Annotated in this window: 14 protein-coding genes, 2 tRNA genes and 1 pseudogene; 6 read left to right on the top strand and 11 right to left on the bottom strand. The window is 61.9% G+C overall.

Features of this window, described 5'->3' with window-relative positions:
- Positions 1-114: 114 nt before the first annotated feature.
- The gene (locus SJI00_RS16090; protein WP_322462702.1) at positions 115-1,251 is read right to left on the bottom strand and encodes a branched-chain amino acid ABC transporter substrate-binding protein; all 1,137 of its coding nucleotides are present in this window, start codon (positions 1,249-1,251) and stop codon (positions 115-117) included.
- Positions 1,252-1,713: 462 nt separating this feature from the next.
- Between SJI00_RS16090 and pncB the strand changes: the two genes are divergently transcribed.
- Together pncB and nadE are read left to right on the top strand one after the other, a co-directional pair.
- On the top strand, positions 1,714-2,919 hold the full coding sequence (gene pncB / locus SJI00_RS16085) for a nicotinate phosphoribosyltransferase (RefSeq protein ID WP_322462701.1): 1,206 nt from the start codon (positions 1,714-1,716) through the stop codon (positions 2,917-2,919).
- Between the two features lie 3 nt (positions 2,920-2,922).
- A complete protein-coding gene (gene nadE / locus SJI00_RS16080; protein WP_322462700.1) occupies positions 2,923-3,750 on the top strand; it encodes an NAD(+) synthase in 828 nt (275 codons plus the stop codon).
- A gap of 320 nt (positions 3,751-4,070) precedes the next feature.
- Here the strand turns inward: nadE and azu are convergent, their stop codons facing one another.
- The 9 genes from azu to rnr all read right to left on the bottom strand — a co-directional run bounded on the left by azu (position 4,071) and on the right by rnr (position 14,935).
- The gene (gene azu / locus SJI00_RS16075) at positions 4,071-4,520 is read right to left on the bottom strand and encodes an azurin (RefSeq protein WP_322462699.1); all 450 of its coding nucleotides are present in this window, start codon (positions 4,518-4,520) and stop codon (positions 4,071-4,073) included.
- A gap of 704 nt (positions 4,521-5,224) precedes the next feature.
- Entirely contained in the window at positions 5,225-7,531 is a 2,307-nt protein-coding gene (locus tag SJI00_RS16070) for a YgiQ family radical SAM protein (RefSeq protein WP_322462698.1), read from the bottom strand.
- Positions 7,532-7,736: 205 nt separating this feature from the next.
- A complete protein-coding gene (gene dnaB, locus SJI00_RS16065) occupies positions 7,737-9,134 on the bottom strand; it encodes a replicative DNA helicase (RefSeq protein WP_322462697.1) in 1,398 nt (465 codons plus the stop codon).
- A 112-nt stretch (positions 9,135-9,246) separates the two neighbouring features.
- Positions 9,247-9,693 carry a 50S ribosomal protein L9 gene (rplI, locus tag SJI00_RS16060; RefSeq protein WP_312936601.1) on the bottom strand — a complete coding sequence of 149 codons (447 nt, stop codon included), beginning with the start codon at positions 9,691-9,693 and terminating at the stop codon, positions 9,247-9,249.
- A 20-nt stretch (positions 9,694-9,713) separates the two neighbouring features.
- Positions 9,714-10,604: a YybS family protein gene (locus SJI00_RS16055; RefSeq protein ID WP_322462696.1), complete on the bottom strand. Its 891-nt coding sequence runs from the start codon at positions 10,602-10,604 to the stop codon at positions 9,714-9,716.
- A gap of 34 nt (positions 10,605-10,638) precedes the next feature.
- The gene (gene rpsR, locus SJI00_RS16050) at positions 10,639-10,869 is read right to left on the bottom strand and encodes a 30S ribosomal protein S18 (protein WP_003249563.1); all 231 of its coding nucleotides are present in this window, start codon (positions 10,867-10,869) and stop codon (positions 10,639-10,641) included.
- A gap of 28 nt (positions 10,870-10,897) precedes the next feature.
- Positions 10,898-11,323 carry a 30S ribosomal protein S6 gene (rpsF, locus tag SJI00_RS16045; protein WP_322462695.1) on the bottom strand — a complete coding sequence of 142 codons (426 nt, stop codon included), beginning with the start codon at positions 11,321-11,323 and terminating at the stop codon, positions 10,898-10,900.
- 250 nt (positions 11,324-11,573) lie between these two features.
- Complete coding sequence (gene rlmB, locus SJI00_RS16040) at positions 11,574-12,320, bottom strand: 23S rRNA (guanosine(2251)-2'-O)-methyltransferase RlmB (RefSeq protein ID WP_322462694.1); 747 nt, start codon at positions 12,318-12,320, stop codon at positions 11,574-11,576.
- Positions 12,317-14,935, bottom strand: coding sequence for a ribonuclease R (gene rnr, locus SJI00_RS16035; protein WP_322462693.1), 2,619 nt, complete (start codon positions 14,933-14,935; stop codon positions 12,317-12,319). Before rnr ends, rlmB begins: the two co-directional genes overlap by 4 nt.
- A 288-nt stretch (positions 14,936-15,223) precedes the next feature.
- Between rnr and SJI00_RS16030 the strand changes: the two genes are divergently transcribed.
- Positions 15,224-15,310 (top strand) — tRNA-Leu (locus tag SJI00_RS16030).
- Between the two features lie 79 nt (positions 15,311-15,389).
- Positions 15,390-15,476, top strand: a tRNA-Leu gene (locus SJI00_RS16025).
- A gap of 173 nt (positions 15,477-15,649) precedes the next feature.
- On the opposite strand, the gene SJI00_RS16020 is transcribed toward SJI00_RS16025, so the two are convergent.
- Positions 15,650-16,612, bottom strand: a complete 963-nt coding sequence (locus SJI00_RS16020) for a helix-turn-helix domain-containing protein (protein ID WP_322462692.1) — start codon at positions 16,610-16,612, stop codon at positions 15,650-15,652.
- Between the two features lie 159 nt (positions 16,613-16,771).
- On the opposite strand from SJI00_RS16020, the gene SJI00_RS16015 reads away from it, so the two are divergent.
- Both SJI00_RS16015 and SJI00_RS16010 read left to right on the top strand, forming a co-directional pair.
- Positions 16,772-17,833: a class I SAM-dependent methyltransferase gene (locus SJI00_RS16015; RefSeq protein ID WP_322462691.1), complete on the top strand. Its 1,062-nt coding sequence runs from the start codon at positions 16,772-16,774 to the stop codon at positions 17,831-17,833.
- A 4-nt stretch (positions 17,834-17,837) separates the two neighbouring features.
- A pseudogene (locus tag SJI00_RS16010) lies at positions 17,838-18,319 on the top strand (MFS transporter); the annotation flags it as partial.
- Positions 18,320-18,684 lie beyond the last annotated feature (365 nt).

Raw genomic sequence — 18,684 nt, 5'->3', positions numbered from 1 at the left:
CACGGCAGGGCAGCAACCACACGGCCCTCGCAACGCAGCTGCGTACGCATCTCCGGGTAGAGACAGGTACCGCTGGGGCGATAGCCCGGGCAGGCGCCCGGGCCTAGGCCGTGATTATTTTTGTTTGTCCAGCTGGTGGTACTTGCCTTGGGCATCCCACTGGTAGACCACGTAGTCGGAGACGGTCAGGTCGCCCTTCTTGTCCCACTTCTTCTCACCCATGACGGTCTGTACAGGGTTGGCCTTGAGCCATTCTGCAGCATCCTCTCCCTTGTTCGACTTGGCGCCATTGAAGGCCGCGGCCAGGGCTTGCAGGGAAGCGTAGGCGTACAGGGTATAGCCCTCAGGCTCGGTGCCTGCCTTGCGGAACTCTTCCACCACCGCCTTGCTGTCAGGCAGCAGACGCGGGTCGGCGCCGAAGGTCATGTACACGCCGTCGACATACTTGGCACCGCCTGCGGTGGAAACCAGCTCGTCGGTGACGATGCCGTCGTCGGACATGAAGCGCACATCCTTCAGACCCTGCTCGCGCAGTTGTCGAACCAGCGGACCTGCCTCAGGGTGCAAGCCGCCGAAGTAGACGACGTCAGCCCCGGTGGAGCGGATCTTGGTGACCACGGCGCTGAAGTCTTTCTCGCCGCGGGTCAGGCCCTCGTACAGCACCGGCTTGACGCCCCGCTTTTCGAGTTGCGCTTTGGTGGCGTCGGCCAGACCCTGCCCATAGGTGTCTTTGTCATGCAGGACCGCGACCTTCTTGCCCTTGAGCACATCGACGATGTAGTCGCCGGCCACGATGCCCTGCTGATCGTCACGCCCGCACATACGGAACATGCCACTCAGGCCGCGCTCGGTGACTTGGGGGTTGGTGGAGCCTGGGGTGATAGCGATCACGCCCGCTTCGTCATACACCTCTGAGGCCGGAATGGTATTGGAGGAACAGAAGTGGCCCACGACACCGACGACCTTGTCCTGATCGACCAAACGGTTGGCTACGGCCACCGCCTGTTTGGGTTCGCAAGCATCATCGCCTTTGACCAGCACGATCTGTTCGCCATTCACGCCGCCTGCAGCGTTGATCTTGTCAGCTGCGGCTTGCGCACCTTTCATGTATTGCTCGCCAAACGCCGCGTTGGCACCGGTCATGGGCCCCGCGACACCGATCTTGACGTCGGCCTGTACATAGGAAGAAACACCCAGCGCCATGGCGACGGCCATGGCCAGGAAACCTTTCTTGTAAAACGTTTGCGACATGAGGTGGTGCTCCTGGAGTTTTTATTGGTCAGCACTGCAACTTCACTACCCTGTGCTCAGAGCAAGGGCCGTGCCAGCGGTTTTGATCCCTCGAAAAAAACCCGCGCTGCCGCTCTATGCCGGTCAGACCGGCTCGTGCGCATTGGCGGCGCCACCGTCTAGAAAAGGCATAGCGCCACCATTGGCCGGAAAAGGCGCCACCCGGCGATGCCATCAGTGCAACCCCGGCGGTTGTCTGCGCGCGACGCATCTGTAACAGGCGACGTCACCGAACTGCACATTATCGGTGCGAGGCTGCTACGCAGAGCACTGTTTGCAGGCCGCGCAGCGGCCGCAGTCGGCGCTGGCGCGATGCGCCACGCCCACGAGGAAATGGCTCCTGGGCAAAAAAGACTGGCACAATGGCGCGCACCCCCGCGCGCTCGTGCCGTTCAGCCAGCGCCGCTGACCTGGAGCCACCTGATGAGCGAGAGCGCATTTTCCGAGCGCATCGTGCATAACCTGCTCGACACCGATTTGTACAAGCTCACCATGATGCAGGCCGTGCTGCACAACTACCCCGATGCCGATGTGGAATGGGAGTTTCGCTGTCGCAATGGCGAAGACCTGCGCCCGTACCTGAGCGAGATCCGCCATCAGGTCGAGGCCCTGGCTGACCTGACCCTCGACGAGGGCCAACTGGGCTTTCTGGAACGGATCAGCTTCCTCAAACCGGACTTTCTGCGTTTTCTCGGCCTGTTTCGCTTCAACCTGCGCTACCTGCACATCGGCATCGACAACGACCAGCTGAGCCTGCGTATTCGCGGACCCTGGCTGCATGTGATTCTCTTCGAGGTGCCGCTACTGGCGATCATCAGCGAAGTGCGCAACCGCCACCTGCACCCGGACATGCCGCTGTCGGCCGCCCGCGATCAACTGCACCGCAAGTTCGACTGGCTGCGCCAGCACGCCAGCAGCGAAGAGCTGAGCGAGCTGCAAGTGGCCGATTTCGGCACGCGCCGACGCTTCTCCAGCCAGGTGCAGGGTGAAGTGGTGAAGGTGCTGCGCGACGATTTCCCCGCGCGCTTCGTGGGCACCAGCAACGTCGACCTGGCCTGGAAGCTGGGCATCAAGCCCCTCGGCACCATGGCCCACGAATGGATCATGGCGCACCAGCAGCTCGGCCCCCGGCTGATCGACAGCCAGGCCGCCGCGCTCGACTGCTGGGTGCGCGAATACCGCGGATTGCTCGGTATCGCCCTGACCGACTGCATCACCACCGATGCCTTCCTGGGCGACTTCGATCTGTACTTCGCCAAGCTGTTCGATGGCCTGCGGCACGATTCGGGCGACCCGATCGTCTGGGCGGAAAAGACCGTGGCGCACTACAAAAGCCTGGGCATCGATCCGATGACCAAGACCCTGGTGTTCTCCGATGGTCTCGACCTGCCGCGTGCGCTGCAAATCTTCCGCACGATGCGTGGTCGCATCAATGTCAGCTTCGGCATCGGCACCAACCTCACCTGCGACCTGCCTGGCGTGGCGCCGATGAGCATTGTGCTGAAGATGACCGACTGCAACGGCTCGCCCGTTGCCAAGATTTCTGACGAAGCCGCCAAGACTCAGTGCCGCGATGCCAACTTCGTGGCCTACCTGCGTCATGTCTTCAACGTTCCGTACAAGGAGTGACCGATGCACGCCGTCCAACTCGAAATTGCTCAGAAACTGAACGTCCAGCCACGCTTCGCTGATAACGACGCGCTCGATACCGAGATCACTCGACGCGTCGAGTTCATCAAGCAGTGCCTGGCCAATGCACACCTCAAAACCCTGGTACTGGGCATCAGTGGCGGTGTGGATTCGCTCACCGCCGCCCTGCTCGCCCAGCGCGCCATCGAAGAACTGCGCAGCGCCAGCGGTGATCAGGCCTACCGTTTCATCGCCGTGCGTCTGCCGTACCGCGTACAGAAAGACGAAGACGACGCCCAGGCCTGCCTGGCGGTGATCAAGGCCGATGAAGTGCACACCGTCGACATCGCCCCCGCCGTGCAGGCCCTGGCCGCTGAAGTGAAGGCGCTGCAGGAAGGCACCCCGGCCCATGTCGATTTCGTACTGGGCAACGCCAAGGCGCGCATGCGCATGCTGGCCCAGTACGCCATTGCCGGCGCGCGCAGTGGCCTGGTGATCGGTACCGACCATGCGGCCGAGGCCGTGATGGGCTTCTTCACCAAGTTCGGTGACGGCGCCTGCGACCTGACGCCCCTGGGCGGACTGGTAAAAAACCAGGTGCGCGCCATCGCTCGGCGCTTCGGTGCCCCGGAATCGCTGGTGGAAAAAGTGCCAACCGCCGACCTGGAAGACCTGGAGCCGGGCAAGCCGGACGAAGCTTCCCACGGGGTGACCTATCAGCAGATCGACGCTTTCCTGCAGGGCGAAGAGGTGGATGCAGAGGCCGCCGAGATCATCGTCGCCTCGTATCGCAAGACCCAGCACAAGCGCGAGCTGCCGTTCGCGCCGTAACAACGGTGGATCATTGCTGATGGACAACGCGGTCGAGATTGTCGGCTTTGATAGACAACGCGATCGAGGTTGCCGGCTTTAGCCGCGATGGGCGGCGAAGCCGGCCTGATCCAGGCGTTGCGCACCAGCGGGCGAATGGAGGTTGCAGCCTCGGAACGGCTGCGCCGTCCATCGCAGCTAAAGGCCGCTCTTACAGACTATGCATATCCTTCTAGGAGCGGCTGGCCCGGCCATCCAGTCAGCCGCGAGGGGCTGCAAAGCGGCCCCTATTGCTTGACTGACGCTCCCTCACAGGCCGCCCTTTTCTGTGCTGCGGTGGATTACTTCACCACCACCTTGCCTTTCATCATCGCGATGTGGCCAGGGAAGGTGCAGAAGAAGCTGTAGTCGCCGCCGGCTTCGAGCTTGGCGGTGTCGAAGCTGATTTCGGTTTCTTTCTCAGGCGCGCCGATCAGCTTGGTATGCGCGATGATGCCGGCGTTGTCGGCCTTGATGTAGTCGTTGGCTTCGCCCTGGCTCATGCCTTCGGTGGCGATGCCTTGCATGTCGGCGGTTTTGCTGATGACCAGGTTATGACCCATCACGTTCTTCGGCAGGTTGCCCGAGTGGGTCAGCTTGACGGTGAATTCCTTGCAGCTTTTGTCGACAGTGAATTCTTTAGTGTTGTAGGACATCTGGTCGGTAGAGTCGACGGTGACCGAGCACTCGGCGGCGAACACGCAGGTGCTGGCGAGGGTCAGCAGGGATACCGCTACGGCTTTCGCAAACATCTTGAATCTCCTAGGCAGGGTATTGGATTGCGAGACTGCCCTGTTGCGCCCCGACCTGCGCTGACGTGGGTCAAGCACAGCGTCAAGGGGGCAGTCGGTAGAATTGTTCAATGGATTGTATACAACTAATCTAAGTGCGCATGATGCACCCTTGTAAGACGATGCAACAACCGCTCATTTAGGAGTAATTGCAATGTCCCTTGGTAGCTTGATGCGCGGCATGCTCGCCGCTTATGCCTGTGGTGCCAGTGGTGCGGCGGTCTGTGAGTTCGCCCGGCCAGAGTGAACCGACGCCGCGCGCCCTCCAGCCGCGACCTTTTGCCACTGTAGGCGCCCACCCGCCGCCAGGGGCTTGAATGAAAGATGGCTCCTACAGAGCCCTGCTAGGTTCTGTACGAAAAGCCTTGAGACGAAGGCCAGGCAAGGCGAAAACGGCCGAGGAAGCGGAGTGTACTGGAGTACATGAGCATTCCGAGGGCGTTTTCAACGCAGCATGGGCGAGTATCGAGGTTTTTCGTACAGAACCTAGCTCAACGAGCTGTGGTTATATGCAGGGGCGAGCGTGCTCGCGAAAAGCATCAGCCAGGCCTCGGGCGGTGCGCCTGAGCGCAGATCAGAACGCTTTGTTGACGATCACCTTCGTGCGCGTCCAGAGCACACTACAGATACGACTCGGGGGCCCTTGCGGCCCCCGTGTCGTTCGCTTAGCGCGGTATCACCGGCTGGCGCGGCTTCTTGCCTTTCACCGCCTTGCCACCCTTGGCCGCTTCCTTGCGTTCCTTGGCCGCCTGCTGGTTGCGGGCGAAGGCATCAGCCTTGGCTTTCTCGCGCTTGTCCCACGGCTGGCTGCCGTCGCTGGCGCGCGGCGGCAGGCCGGTGTGCTGGGTAAGGATCTTCTGTTCCTTGCCCACCTTGTGGCTGCCGGCCGGGGTGGAGTTCTTGCGCCGGGCGCTCTGGTAGCTGTCGCTCTGCGGCTGGTGCAGCGGGATCAACTGGTGCTTGCCCGGGCCGATCAGGTCGGCACGGCCCATGCGCTCGAGCGCTTCACGCAACATCGGCCAGCCTTTCGGATCGTGGTAGCGCAGGAACGCCTTGTGCAAGCGGCGCTGCTCGTCGCTCTTGACGATGTCCACGCCTTCACTCTTGTAGGTGACCTTGCGCAGCGGGTTCTTGCCCGAGTGGTACATGGCCGTGGCCGAGGCCATGGGCGATGGGTAGAACGCCTGCACCTGATCGGCGCGAAAGCCATTGCCCTTGAGCCACAGGGCCAGGTTCATCATGTCTTCATCGGTGGTGCCGGGGTGGGCGGCGATGAAGTACGGGATCAGGTATTGCTCCTTGCCCGCTTCCTTCGAGTACTTCTCGAACATGCGCTTGAAGCGATCGTAGGAGCCGATGCCCGGCTTCATCATCTTGTCCAGCGGGCCGCGTTCGGTGTGCTCCGGGGCGATCTTCAGGTAGCCGCCAACGTGGTGGGTCACCAGCTCCTTGACGTACTCGGGCGACTCTACCGCCAAGTCATAGCGCAGACCCGAGGCGATCAGGATCTTCTTCACCCCCGGCAGGGCACGGGCCTTGCGGTACAGCGAGATCAGCGAGCTGTGGTCGGTGTTGAGGTTCTCGCAGATGCCCGGGAACACGCACGACGGCTTGCGGCAGTGCTTCTCGATCTCTTCGCTCTTGCAGGCGATGCGGTACATGTTCGCGGTCGGCCCGCCAAGGTCGGAAACCACACCCGTGAACCCCGGCACCTTGTCACGCATCTCCTCGATCTCATGCAGGATCGATTCATGTGAGCGGTTCTGGATGATGCGGCCCTCATGCTCGGTGATCGAGCAGAAGGTGCAGCCACCGAAACAGCCACGCATGATGTTCACCGAGAAACGGATCATCTCGTACGCCGGGATACGCGCTTTGCCGTAGGCCGGGTGCGGTACGCGGGCGTACGGCATGCCGAACACGTAGTCCATTTCCTCGGTGGTCATGGGAATGGGCGGCGGGTTGAACCACACGTCCACTTCGCCATGCTTCTGCACCAGGGCGCGAGCGTTACCGGGGTTGGTTTCCAGGTGCAGCACGCGGTTGGCGTGGGCGTACAGCACCGAGTCGTTACGTACCTTTTCAAACGATGGCAGGCGGATCACCGACTTCTCACGAGTGACCCGCGGGCTGTCGAGAATCTGCACCACCTTGGCTTCGTTCGGGTCTTCCACCTCGCCTTTGGCTTGCTCGATGGCGCAGGCCTGGGTGTCCTGGGTGTTGACGTAAGGATTGATGATCTTGTCGACACGGCCCGGGCGGTCGATACGCGTCGAGTCGATCTCGTACCAGCCTTCGGGCGTATCGCGGCGTACGAAAGCGGTGCCGCGCACGTCGGTGATGTGCTCGACGCGCTCGCCGTTGGACAGGCGCTGGGCCACTTCCACCACGGCACGCTCGGCGTTGCCGAACAGCAGGATGTCGGCGCAGGCGTCGATCAGGATCGAATGGCGGACCTTGTCCTGCCAATAGTCGTAATGCGCGATGCGGCGCAGCGAAGCCTCGATGCCGCCGAGCACGATCGGCACGTGCTTGTAGGCTTCCTTGCAGCGCTGGCTGTACACCAGGCTGGCACGGTCCGGACGGCTGCCCGCCTCACCGCCTGGGGTGTAGGCATCGTCGGAGCGGACTTTCTTGTCGGCGGTGTAGCGGTTGATCATCGAGTCCATGTTGCCGGCCGCGACACCGAAGAACAGGTTCGGCTCACCGAGCTTCATGAAGTCGTCTTTGGACTGCCAGTTCGGCTGCGCAATGATGCCTACCCGGAAACCCTGCGCCTCCAGCAAACGGCCGATGATGGCCATGCCAAACGACGGATGGTCGACGTAGGCATCGCCGGTGACGATGATGATGTCGCACGAATCCCAGCCGAGCTGATCCATCTCCTCCCTGCTCATCGGCAGGAACGGCGCGGGCCCGAAGCATTCGGCCCAGTATTTGGGATAGTCGTAGAGAGGCTTGGCTGCGTGCATGTCAGGAACCAGTCTTGGGGGTGCAGGGAAATCGCGGGCGCGGAATATAGCACAAATTTTGATCAAATCCGACTAGGGTTGTCGGATTCATGGCGTGACGGCTTGCAACATCCAGACGGCCAGAGGGCACGCCTGAATACGGTTGCATCGGTCACTGCGCGTGAAAGGCCCACGCGCGCAGAAGGACGCGGCTGAGGCTTACTCGTTACTCATCGTCATCGAAGTTGTAACTACCCGGCGCGAGGTTCTCGAAGCGGGTGTATTTGCCGATGAAGGCCAGGCGCACGAAACCGATGGGGCCGTTACGCTGTTTACCGATGATGATCTCGGCGATGCCTTTGTGTTCGGTGTCGGGGTGATACACCTCGTCGCGGTAGACGAACATGATCACGTCGGCGTCCTGCTCGATCGCACCCGATTCGCGCAAGTCGGAGTTGACCGGACGCTTGTTCGGGCGTTGCTCCAAGGAGCGGTTGAGCTGCGACAGCGCCACTACCGGGCAGTTGAATTCCTTGGCCAGGGCTTTCAAGGACCGGGAGATTTCGGAAATCTCGTTGGTGCGGTTATCGCCGGAGGAACCAGGAATCTGCATCAACTGCAGGTAGTCGACCATGATCAGGCCGATCTCACCGTGCTCACGGGCCAGACGGCGGCTGCGCGCGCGCATCTCCGACGGGCTGATACCGGCTGTATCGTCAATGAACAATTTGCGGTCATTGAGCAGGTTCACCGCGGAGGTGAGGCGTGGCCAGTCGTCGTCATCGAGCTGGCCGGAGCGCACTTTGGTCTGGTCGATACGACCCAGCGAGGACAACATCCGCATGATCAGCGACTCACCGGGCATCTCGAGCGAGAACACCAGCACCGCCTTGTCGCTGCGCAGCACCGCATTTTCTACCAGGTTCATGGCGAAGGTGGTCTTGCCCATCGACGGACGACCGGCAACGATGATCAAGTCCGCCGGCTGCAGGCCGCTGGTCTTGCCGTCCAGATCGGTGTAACCGGTGGAAATGCCCGTGATGTCGCTGTCGGAGTTGAACAGGGTGTCGATGCGATCGATGGCCTTGGTCAGCAGGTCATTGACGCCCACCGGGCCACCGGTCTTCGGACGCGCCTCGGCGATCTGGAAGATCTGCCGTTCGGCGTCATCGAGAATTTCGGCCGCGTTGCGCCCCTGCGGGTTGAAGGCGTTGTCGGCAATGTCAGTGCTGATGCTGATCAGTTGGCGCAGCGTGGCACGCTCGCGGATGATCGCGGCGTAGGCCTTGATGTTGGCAACAGAAGGCGTGTTCTTGGCCAGTTCCGCCAAGTACGCCAGGCCGCCGATCTGCGAGGACACCCCTTCCTGTTCCAACTGCTCGTGCAGGGTCACCACGTCGAACGGCTGGTTCTGGTCTGCCAGCTTGTGCACGGCACGGAAGATCAGGCGATGGTCATGCCGATAGAAATCACCATCCGAGACCTGATCGAGCACACGCTCCCACGCACTGTTGTCCAACAGCAGACCACCGAGCACGGCCTGTTCGGCCTCGATGGAATGGGGCGGCACCTTGAGGGCGGCGGTTTGCAGGTCGAGTTGTTCGGGAGTGCTGAGTTCGTTCATGGCCACGCGAAAATCTGGGGGGATGAAAACGACAAAGGGCACGACCTGCAATGCAGGAGCGTGCCCGATGTTAACCGGCCAGCCCCGCGAGGGGCCAGCCGATCATCGCAGCTTAGGCAGCGACCACAACCACACGAACGGTGGCTTCAACGTCGCTGTGCAAGTGCACGGCAACGTCGTATTCACCGACGTGACGGATGGTGCCGTTCGGCAGACGAACTTCAGCTTTGGCCACTTCAACGCCGGAGGCGGTCAGGGCGTCAGCGATGTCGTGGGTGCCGATCGAACCGAACAGCTTGCCTTCGTCGCCAGCGGTGGCAGTGATGGTCACTTCCAGCTCGGCCAGTTGGGCAGCACGGCTTTCAGCCGAAGTTTTGCGGTCTGCAGCGGCTTTTTCAAGCTCTGCACGGCGCTCTTCGAATGCAGCCAGGTTGGCGGCAGTGGCGCTAACGGCCTTGCCGAACGGCAGCAGGAAGTTACGACCGTAACCGGATTTGACTTTAACTTTGTCGCCCAGGTTGCCCAGGTTAGCGACTTTTTCCAGCAGGATCAGTTCCATTTGGTAAAACCTCTTAACTTTTAACCTTCACCGTTCGCGGGGTCATCGTCGCGTTGACGGGACTTGATACCGCGAAAATCAATCAGGCTATCGACAATGGCCAGGACCACGAGCAACGGATACGTCAACTGCATGAACAACAGGCTTACGTACAAGCCAACCAGCCAGAACCTCGACAGTCGTCCTTGCGCGACCAGACCGTGCACCAGGGCAACGCCTGCGAGCGCGAGCGGCACGCTGCACAACGGTGTCAACAACGCCAGCCCCGAACCAAGGGTCGGGCCGAACATGACACCTGCCAGCAACATCATGGCTGGCACCGGGGTGAAACGCACCGCCTGAAACTCGCGGGCGAAACCACCGGGGTTGTACAACGCGGCCTGCCAGTAGCGAGCCAACATCAAGGTCAGGACACAGATAACCTGTAACCCTATTGCCATCATTCCGGTGACCAGGGGGAACAGGTGCGTTCCGAGCCGGGTTCGTTCCTCTACCGAGAGTTTCTGGTAGAAGCCGTCGAGCATCTGCGGCAGGGCTTTTTCAAGCGCTCGCGCCAGAGCTTCGATCGGTTCGCGGAACACCGAGCTCAGAAGTAACCCATACACCAGGCCCAGGGCGACGCTGACCAACAGCACCCGGTTCCAGGAATGCCCGGCGCGCAACAGCGCCGCCAGGCCCAACGTTCCGCACATCCCGAACAGGATCAGCGGATCGCCAAGGCTCCACCAGGCCAGCATGGGCAATAATGCCCAGGCGATGACCGGAGAAGCATCCTTGAAACCGCGCCGCAGGAACACCAGGCTCACAGCGGCGGCACTCAACCAGAACAGCAGCGGCAATGCCGCACAACCGACCACGATTACCGTGGCCTGCACACGACCGCGCATGATGAAATCAGCTAACGCTCGCATGCGTATCCCTTGCTACTTGTCGATAAACCCGGTCTCAGCGGCCGTGGCTGTCGGTGTAGGGCAGCAGGGCCAGGAAGCGGGCGCGCTTGATAGCGGTAGCCAGCTGACGCTGATAACGAGCTTTGGTACCGGTGATACGGCTTGGAACGATCTTGCCGGTTTCGGATACGTAAGCTTTCAGGGTGTTGAGATCTTTGAAGTCGATCTCTTTCACGTCTTCAGCGGTGAAGCGGCAGAATTTACGACGACGGAAGAAACGTGCCATGTAATAGGCTCCTCAAAAAGTCCGTGGATTACTCGTCAGCGTTATCGCTGTTGTCGCTGTCATTGCTGTCATCGCCTTCGGCGCCATCAGCAGATTCAGGACGTTCGCGACGCTCACGGCGCTCGCTGCGGTTCTCTTCGGCCTTGAGCATCTCGGACGGACCGGTAACGGCTTCGTCACGACGGATGACCAGGTTACGGATCACGGCATCGTTGTAGCGGAAGTTGTCTTCCAGCTCGGACAGCGCCTTGCCGGTGCATTCAACGTTCAGCATCACGTAGTGAGCCTTGTGAACATTGTTGATTGCGTAGGCCAGTTGACGACGGCCCCAGTCTTCCAGACGGTGGATCTTGCCGCCGTCTTCTTCGATCAGCTTGGTGTAACGCTCAACCATGCCGCCGACTTGCTCGCTCTGATCCGGGTGGACCAGAAAGATGATTTCGTAATGACGCATGAATGCTCCTTACGGGTTAGTAGCCTGCCAGGAACACTGGTCAGACAAGGAGTGAATGAAACGGTGAGGCTTGCCACGGAAAACAGGCACTTGTGTACCGGCCTGCAGGGCAAGGCGCGCAATTGTAGAGAAGGTGGGTGGCACACGCAAGGTAATTGGCGATTATTTGAACAGCCAGGGCACGTCCAGGGCTAGCCCGTAGACGGTGTGCCGCGGCAGAACCGACGCCACACCGTTGCCCCGCCAGGCCTCAGCGCTTGGCTTGGCGCTGGCGTACCGCCTCGAACAGGCAGACACCCGTCGCGACCGACACGTTCAGGCTGCTGACACTGCCCGACATCGGCAGCTTGACCAGGAAATCGCAGTGCTCGCGGGTCAGCCGGCGCATGCCGCGCCCTTCGGCGCCCATGATCATCACCAGCGGGCCGGTGAGGTCCTGCTGGTAGATTTCCTGCTCGGCTTCGCCTGCCGTGCCCACGACCCACAAACCGCGCTGCTGGAGTTTCTCCAGCGTGCGCGCCAGGTTGGTCACGGCCACCAGCGGAATCACCTCGGCAGCACCACAGGCCACTTTACGCACCACGCCGGTCAGGGTTGCCGACTTGTCCTTGGGGATGACCACGGCAGTGGCGCCGGCGGCATCGGCGGTGCGCAGGCAGGCGCCGAGGTTATGCGGATCGGTAACGCCATCGAGCACCAGAATCAGCGGCGGCGTTTCCGCGCGCTCGAGCAGCTCGTCGAGCATCGCCTCGCCCCACACCTGGCTGGGGCTGACATCGGCCACCACGCCCTGGTGTACGCCCTCGACCCAGGCATCGAGCTCGCGGCGCTCGGCCTGGCCGACCGCGACACGGTTCTCTGCGGCCAGCGCCAGCAGCGCCTGCAGGCGCGGCTCACTGCGCCCTTCGGAGAGCCAGATCTGCTTGACCCGCTTGGGGTGGTATTGCAACAGCGCCTGCACCGCATGCACGCCGTAGATCTTTTCCAGCTGACTCATGAGGTGCTCTTGCCTTTACGTGCTGCGCCGGGCTTGGACGTGCTGCCCTTGCGGTGCTTGGTTTTGCCGCTGCTGTTCTTGCTCGCCGTCTTGCTGCCAGCGGCATCGGACCTGCCAGACGACTTGTCGGATTTGCCGCCGCCACTGCTGCGCGCATCGGTCATCAGGGCCTTTTTCATTTCCCGGCTCTTGCGCACTTCGGCATTGCGCTCTACGGCGTCTTTGGGGAAATAGGCATTGGCAGTTTCGCTCTTGCGGCTGCGCGGCTTGGGGTTGATCCGCGCCGCTTCCGGCGTTGCCGCAGGCTCGGCGGCGGGGGCAGCAGCGCTGGCAGTGCCACGTTGCTTGCGCCCGACCGGTGCGTTGACCGCCGCTTCAGAAAGCTCGAAGTCGATCTTGCGCTGCTCGAGATCGACACGCATCACCTTGACTTCGATGGTGTCACCCAAGCGGAAGCTGCGGCCGGTACGCTCGCCAGACAGACGATGGTGAACCGGGTCGAAGTGGTAGTAATCCCCCGGCAGCGCACTGACGTGCACCAGGCCTTCAACGTAGATATCGGTCAGCTCGATGAACAAGCCAAAGCCGGTTACGGCGGTGATCACACCAGGGAAGGTTTCCCCGACGCGGTCACGCATGTACTCGCACTTGAGCCAGTTGACCACATCGCGCGTGGCCTCATCGGCGCGGCGCTCGGTCATCGAGCACTGCTCGCCCATCTGCTCGAGGGCAGGCTCGTCGTACGGATAGATACGCGCTTTGGGAATGCTCACCGCACCCGCACGTTTGACGTGCGGGGTTTCCACCCGCGAACGGATGACGCTGCGAATGGCGCGGTGCACCAGCAGGTCGGGGTAGCGACGAATCGGCGAGGTGAAGTGGGTGTACGCCTCGTAGTTCAGGCCGAAGTGGCCGTTGTTCTCGACGCTGTACACCGCCTGGCTCAGCGAGCGCAGCATGACGGTCTGGATCAGGTGGAAGTCCGGGCGACCGGAAATGCTCGCCAGCAAGGCCTGGTAGTCTTTGGGCGACGGGTCCTTGCCCTTGTGCAGCGACAAGCCCAGCTCGCCGAGGAAGGCGCGCAGTTTCTCCAGCCGCTCGGGCGGCGGACCATCGTGCACGCGGTACAGCGACGGCACATTGTGCTTTTGCATGAACGCGGCGGTGGCGACGTTGGCCGCCAGCATGCATTCCTCGATCATCTTGTGCGCATCGTTGCGCACGGTTGGGCGAATTTCTTCGATCTTGCGGTCATCGCCGAAGATGATGCGGGTTTCCTGGGTCTCGAAGTCGATCGCGCCACGGGTATGACGGGCCGACAGCAACACCTTGTACAACGCATACAGGTGCTTGAGGTCAGGCAGCACCGCGCTGTACTCGTCACGCAGCGCCTTGCCTTCACGGGTACGGGCATGTTCGAGCATGCTGCTGACCTTGTTGTAGGTCAGGCGCGCATGGGAGTGGATCACCCCTTCGTAGAACTGGTAATCGACCATCTGGCCGGATTTGTTCATGGTCATTTCACAGACCATGGCCAGGCGATCGACGTGCGGGTTCAGCGAGCACAGACCGTTGGACAGCTCTTCGGGCAGCATCGGAATCACGCGCTCGGGGAAGTACACCGAGTTGCCGCGTTGCTGGGCTTCGACATCGAGCGCCGAACCCAGGCGTACATAGCTGGACACGTCAGCGATGGCCACGAACAGGCGCCAGCCACCGGAGAACAGGCGCAGCTTGCCAAGCGGCTCGCAGTACACGGCGTCGTCGAAGTCGCGGGCGTCTTCGCCGTCGATGGTGACGAACGGCAGGTGGCGCAGGTCGACCCGGCGCTCCTTGTCCTTTTCTTCGACTTCGGAGCGGAACTTGCGCGCTTCCTTGATCACATCTTGCGGCCAGACGTGCGGAATATCGTAACTGCGCAGGGCAACGTCGATTTCCATGCCCGGGGCCATGTAGTTGCCGATCACCTCGACCACATCACCTTGCGGCTGGAAGCGCGGGGTGGGCCAATGGGTGATCTTGATCTCGACGAACTGACCGATCTTGGCACCGCCGTTACGCCCAGCGGTGACCAGCACTTCTTGCTGGATCTTCGTGTTGTCGGGGGTCACGTAGCCGATTCCGCCCTCCTCGAAGTAGCGGCCGACCACGCTTTCATGGGCGCGCGAGATGATTTCGATCAACGCACCTTCACGCCGGCCACGGCGGTCGGTGCCGGACACCCGGGCCAAGCCACGGTCACCGTCGAACGCCAGGCGCATTTGCGAAGGGCTGAGGAACAGGTCATCGCTGCCATCATCGGGGATGAGGAAGCCGAAACCGTCACGGTGGCCGGAGACGCGGCCACAGATCAGGTCGAGCTTATCGACCGGGGCGTAGGTGCCGCGGCGCGTGTAGATGAGCTGACCGTCGCGCTCCATGGCACGCAGACGGCGGCGCAGGGCTTCGATCTGCTCTTCCCCGTCGAGGCCGAACTCCTCTGCCAGTTGCTCGCGGGCAGCGGGTTCACCGCGCTCAGCCAGGCGCTGCAGGATCAGCTCGCGGCTGGGAATAGGGTTATCGTATTTGTCCGCTTCACGAGCGGCCTCGGGATCGAGGGATTGCCAATCGGCCATCAGAAGGGGTTCACCTTGGTATATATAGAGAAGAAGTTTGGCATAGGCGTATTGAAACTGGAAATCTCAGCCTTGGACAGCCCCCTGCTGATTGACGTTGCGCTTACTAAGGCCTGCGGAATCAACGGCTTGGACTTTTTCAAAAATTTTTCACCGCGGGGGTTTACAGGGTTAGGGTGCGTCCGTATAGTGCGCACCACAACGACGGACAGCCGACGTTGTAGTCGAGATAGACGGTCTTGTAAAGCTTGAACAGTTTGCGATGTACTAGATGATCTTGACATGTGTGCCCAGGTGGCGGAATTGGTAGACGCGCTGGTTTCAGGTATCAGTGACTTAACGGTCGTGGAAGTTCGAGTCTTCTCCTGGGCACCAAATATTCGGATTGATAGATAGCAGGTTTGTCTGTCGATCAGCAACAGATTCACGCAGTACGCTGTAGATGAAAAGCTTTGCCCAGGTGGCGGAATTGGTAGACGCGCTGGTTTCAGGTATCAGTGACTTAACGGTCGTGGAAGTTCGAGTCTTCTCCTGGGCACCATATTAAAAACCCACTAGCTTGCTAGTGGGTTTTTTCTTGTCTGCGTTTTTTGATTCCCCTCCCCCTCCCCGCCCCTCGAACGACCCGCTGCGATCAGCAGGTCTTCTCGCCTTTCAACGCCCCCTCGGTTTGCCGATACGCATAGGCCCCACCAAAGGTGCTCAGACAAACGATCAGCGCTTGCGGCCAAAGATGGTTTTTGGCGCGCGGCCAAAGTAGCGGGTAAAGGCCACGGTGAAATTGTTCGGGTACTTGTAGCCCACCTGCCAGGCCGCCTGCGCAACCTGCTGGCCGGATTCGAGCAGGGTCATGGCTTTGCGCATGCGCAGGTCGAGCAGCATCTTGGCCGGGGTGCTGTCGAACAGATGACGAAAGCCTTCTTTGAGCTTGTGCTCGTTCATGCCCACGGAGGTGGCGAGGTATTCCACGGTCAGCGGTGTGTGCAACTGCTCGCAGAGCAGGTTCCGCGCGCGCTCCAAGCGTTCGATGTCCTGCGTGCTGAGCGGTGCAGCAGTGGTCTGTGGTGGCGCCAGCAGGTTGAACTGTTCCGCCAGCAGGCTGAGCGTATGGATGTGCAGATCAAGGCGGTTGGCCGGATCCAGCAGGCCGGGCTGCAGGTAGCGCACCAGCGCAGCGGCGTGGGCCTGTGCAGCCTTGGAGCTGGGGCGAAAATCCAGCCGCTGCAGCCGCCCGCTGCCCAGCACCTGCTCGGCACGGGCCTGGCCAACGTACTTGCACAAGGTGGCCTGGTCGATCACCACGCGCAGTTGTGAGGCTGTTTCATTGGCCTGGTAACGGCGCTCGCCGGGGGTGGCGCGAAACGCGGTGATCGTGGTGTGTCCGGCCTCGAACGCGAGGCTGCTGCCGTCCTGGCCGATGAAACCCGACCTACCCTGCAGACCGAGGGTGACCACCATCACATGGCCGTCATGCGGGCCTGCGGTTTCCTCTATCAGGGTGCGTACCGGGTGGTAGTGCAGCCGGCCCAGCGACAGGCCCTGCTCGAGCTGCAACAGCTCGGAGTGGCACTGGCCGAGGGTTTCGTCCAGCTGCAGGCACAAGCGGCCATCGGCTTGCACGTTGCGCTGGCGCGGTGAGTTCAGGCCGAGGCGGCAGCTCCCTTTCGATATGTTCATGACAGACGTCCCTGAAGTGCAGCGGCCGGTGCAGCGCATAGAAACGGCTCCGGCTCGCATACTTATACTGAATGATTCTCATTTAATATATATCACCTTTATCAGTGATTCGGCCACGCGTTGTTTACATCAAGTCGTGGCCATGGACAGGGAGTTACCGTGCCTCAACGCTCACAGCCGCACCCGCAGGCCCAGGACCTGGGCCAATCGCACCCCTTGCAACCGTGCTGGGACCTGCAACTTGGCGGCCTTGGCGCCGATGCGCTGCAAGCCGCGCTGGATTGCGGCCTGTTCGATCACTTGCAACACTTCACGCCGGCCGAGCGCCTGGCCGACAGGCTGAACCTGGACCGCCACAGCACCGGCCTGGTGCTCGAGCTGCTGTGGAGCCTGGCGTTGCTGGAGCGTGATGCCCAGCAACCGCCGCACTACCGCAACCTGCCGGTGGCCGACCAGCACTTGCACAGCGCGGCCAACCAGTACTGCGGCGATGCCCTGCAGTTTCGTCACCGGGTGCTGCGCCATACCGGCAGCCAGCTGAGCGACTACCTGCGTAACGGCATGGCCCCTGCCGCTGCCACGCCTACGGCCATGGACAGCGCCTGGGCCAATGCCGCGCGCTTGCAGATCGCCCAGGAACAGCGCGCCGTGACCCGCGAGGTGGCCTGCGCGCTGCTTGAGCGCCTGCCCGAATGTCGTCACCTGCAGCGCATGCTCGACCTTGGCGGTGGCCCGGGGCTGGTGGCCATCGCCCTGGCCCAGGCACTGCCCGACTTGCACGGGGTGGTGTTCGAGTATCCCGAAACCGCCGCAGTGGCCCACGGCAACATCGAGCACGCCCGGCTGCAGCAGCGCCTGCAAGCCCGGGGCGGCGACCTTAACGAGGATGACATCGGCAGCGAGTTCGACCTGATCTGGTGCTCCTCGGTACTGCATTTCGTCGACGACCTGCCGGCCATGCTGCGCCGTCTCTACGCCGCCCTGCGCCCCGGCGGGCTACTGGTGTGCTGCCAGGCCGAAGTGCCGCGTGAGCGCCAGGCCGCTGCCCAAGTGCTGCCCTACTACCTGCACATGCGCTTGCAGGGCCGTCATGTGCTGGAGGAAGGCGACCTGGCGCAACGCCTGCAACACGCCGGCTTCAACGCCGTGGAACAGCTCAGCGGCCTGCGTTTCCCGGTGACTCCGGTGAACGCGGTGATCGCCCGACGCCCGCGAGGATGACCCGATGACGCCTGGACGAAACGCCGGCCTGCAACTGCTGTTCGGCTGGCTCAACCTGGCCCTGGCGGTGCCCAGCATCTACCTGATGTTCGGCATGCCCCTGGTCATGCGCCAGTACGGCTGGAGCGCACTGAAATTGGCCTGTTCCAGCTCGCCGCCCTGCCGGCGGTGTTCAAGTTTCTACTGGCCGTGCCGGTGCAGCGAGTGCGCCTGGGCAAGGGTCATCTGGTGCACTGGATGCTGCTGCTCAGCGCCGCACTGCTGGTGCTGTACTGGCTGATCGGCCGCCACGACCTCATCGAGCAGCGCATGGCGCTGTTCGCCATGACCTTGGCCATCAGCACCCTCGCAACCTGGATGGACGTGCCACTCAACGCCCTGGCCGTGCAATGGCTGCCGCGCAGCGAACAGCTGCGCGCCGGCAGCATCCGTTCGGCGGCGCTGTTCATCGGCGCCATCGTGGGCGGCGGCGTGATGCTGCTGGTCCATGCCTGAGCGCGGGCCTGGTGCTGGCGTTGCTAGTGGCCTGGCGGGTGCGCCACAGCATTGCCGGCAGTGCTGAATCATGACTGCAAAGCGACCGCCGCGCAGATGTCGAAAGCGTTTCACTGCTCAGTGGGGAATGCCTGGATACCACGCTTGCGCCAGCGCAAGACCGCGCCGTAACGGTGGTGCAAGGCTGCACGACAGCACCCTCCAACGCGACGCACAGTGCAGCTGACTCGACCCCTTGAGCGCTGGATCGTCTTCAGGCCTGGTTGCCGCAAACGCCAATCACGACACGAATGAATTTTCTTCCATGCAGCCACTTGAGAAACAATTTCGTTTACCATTGTTTCCAAATATGTAGC

Origin of the sequence: Pseudomonas gebzensis (assembly GCF_034427815.1) — a bacterium.
In the GTDB taxonomy this organism is placed as follows: Bacteria; Pseudomonadota; Gammaproteobacteria; order Pseudomonadales; family Pseudomonadaceae; genus Aquipseudomonas.
Note: the sequence above shows the minus strand (reverse complement) of the source record. Positions and strands in the feature narration are given on the sequence as shown.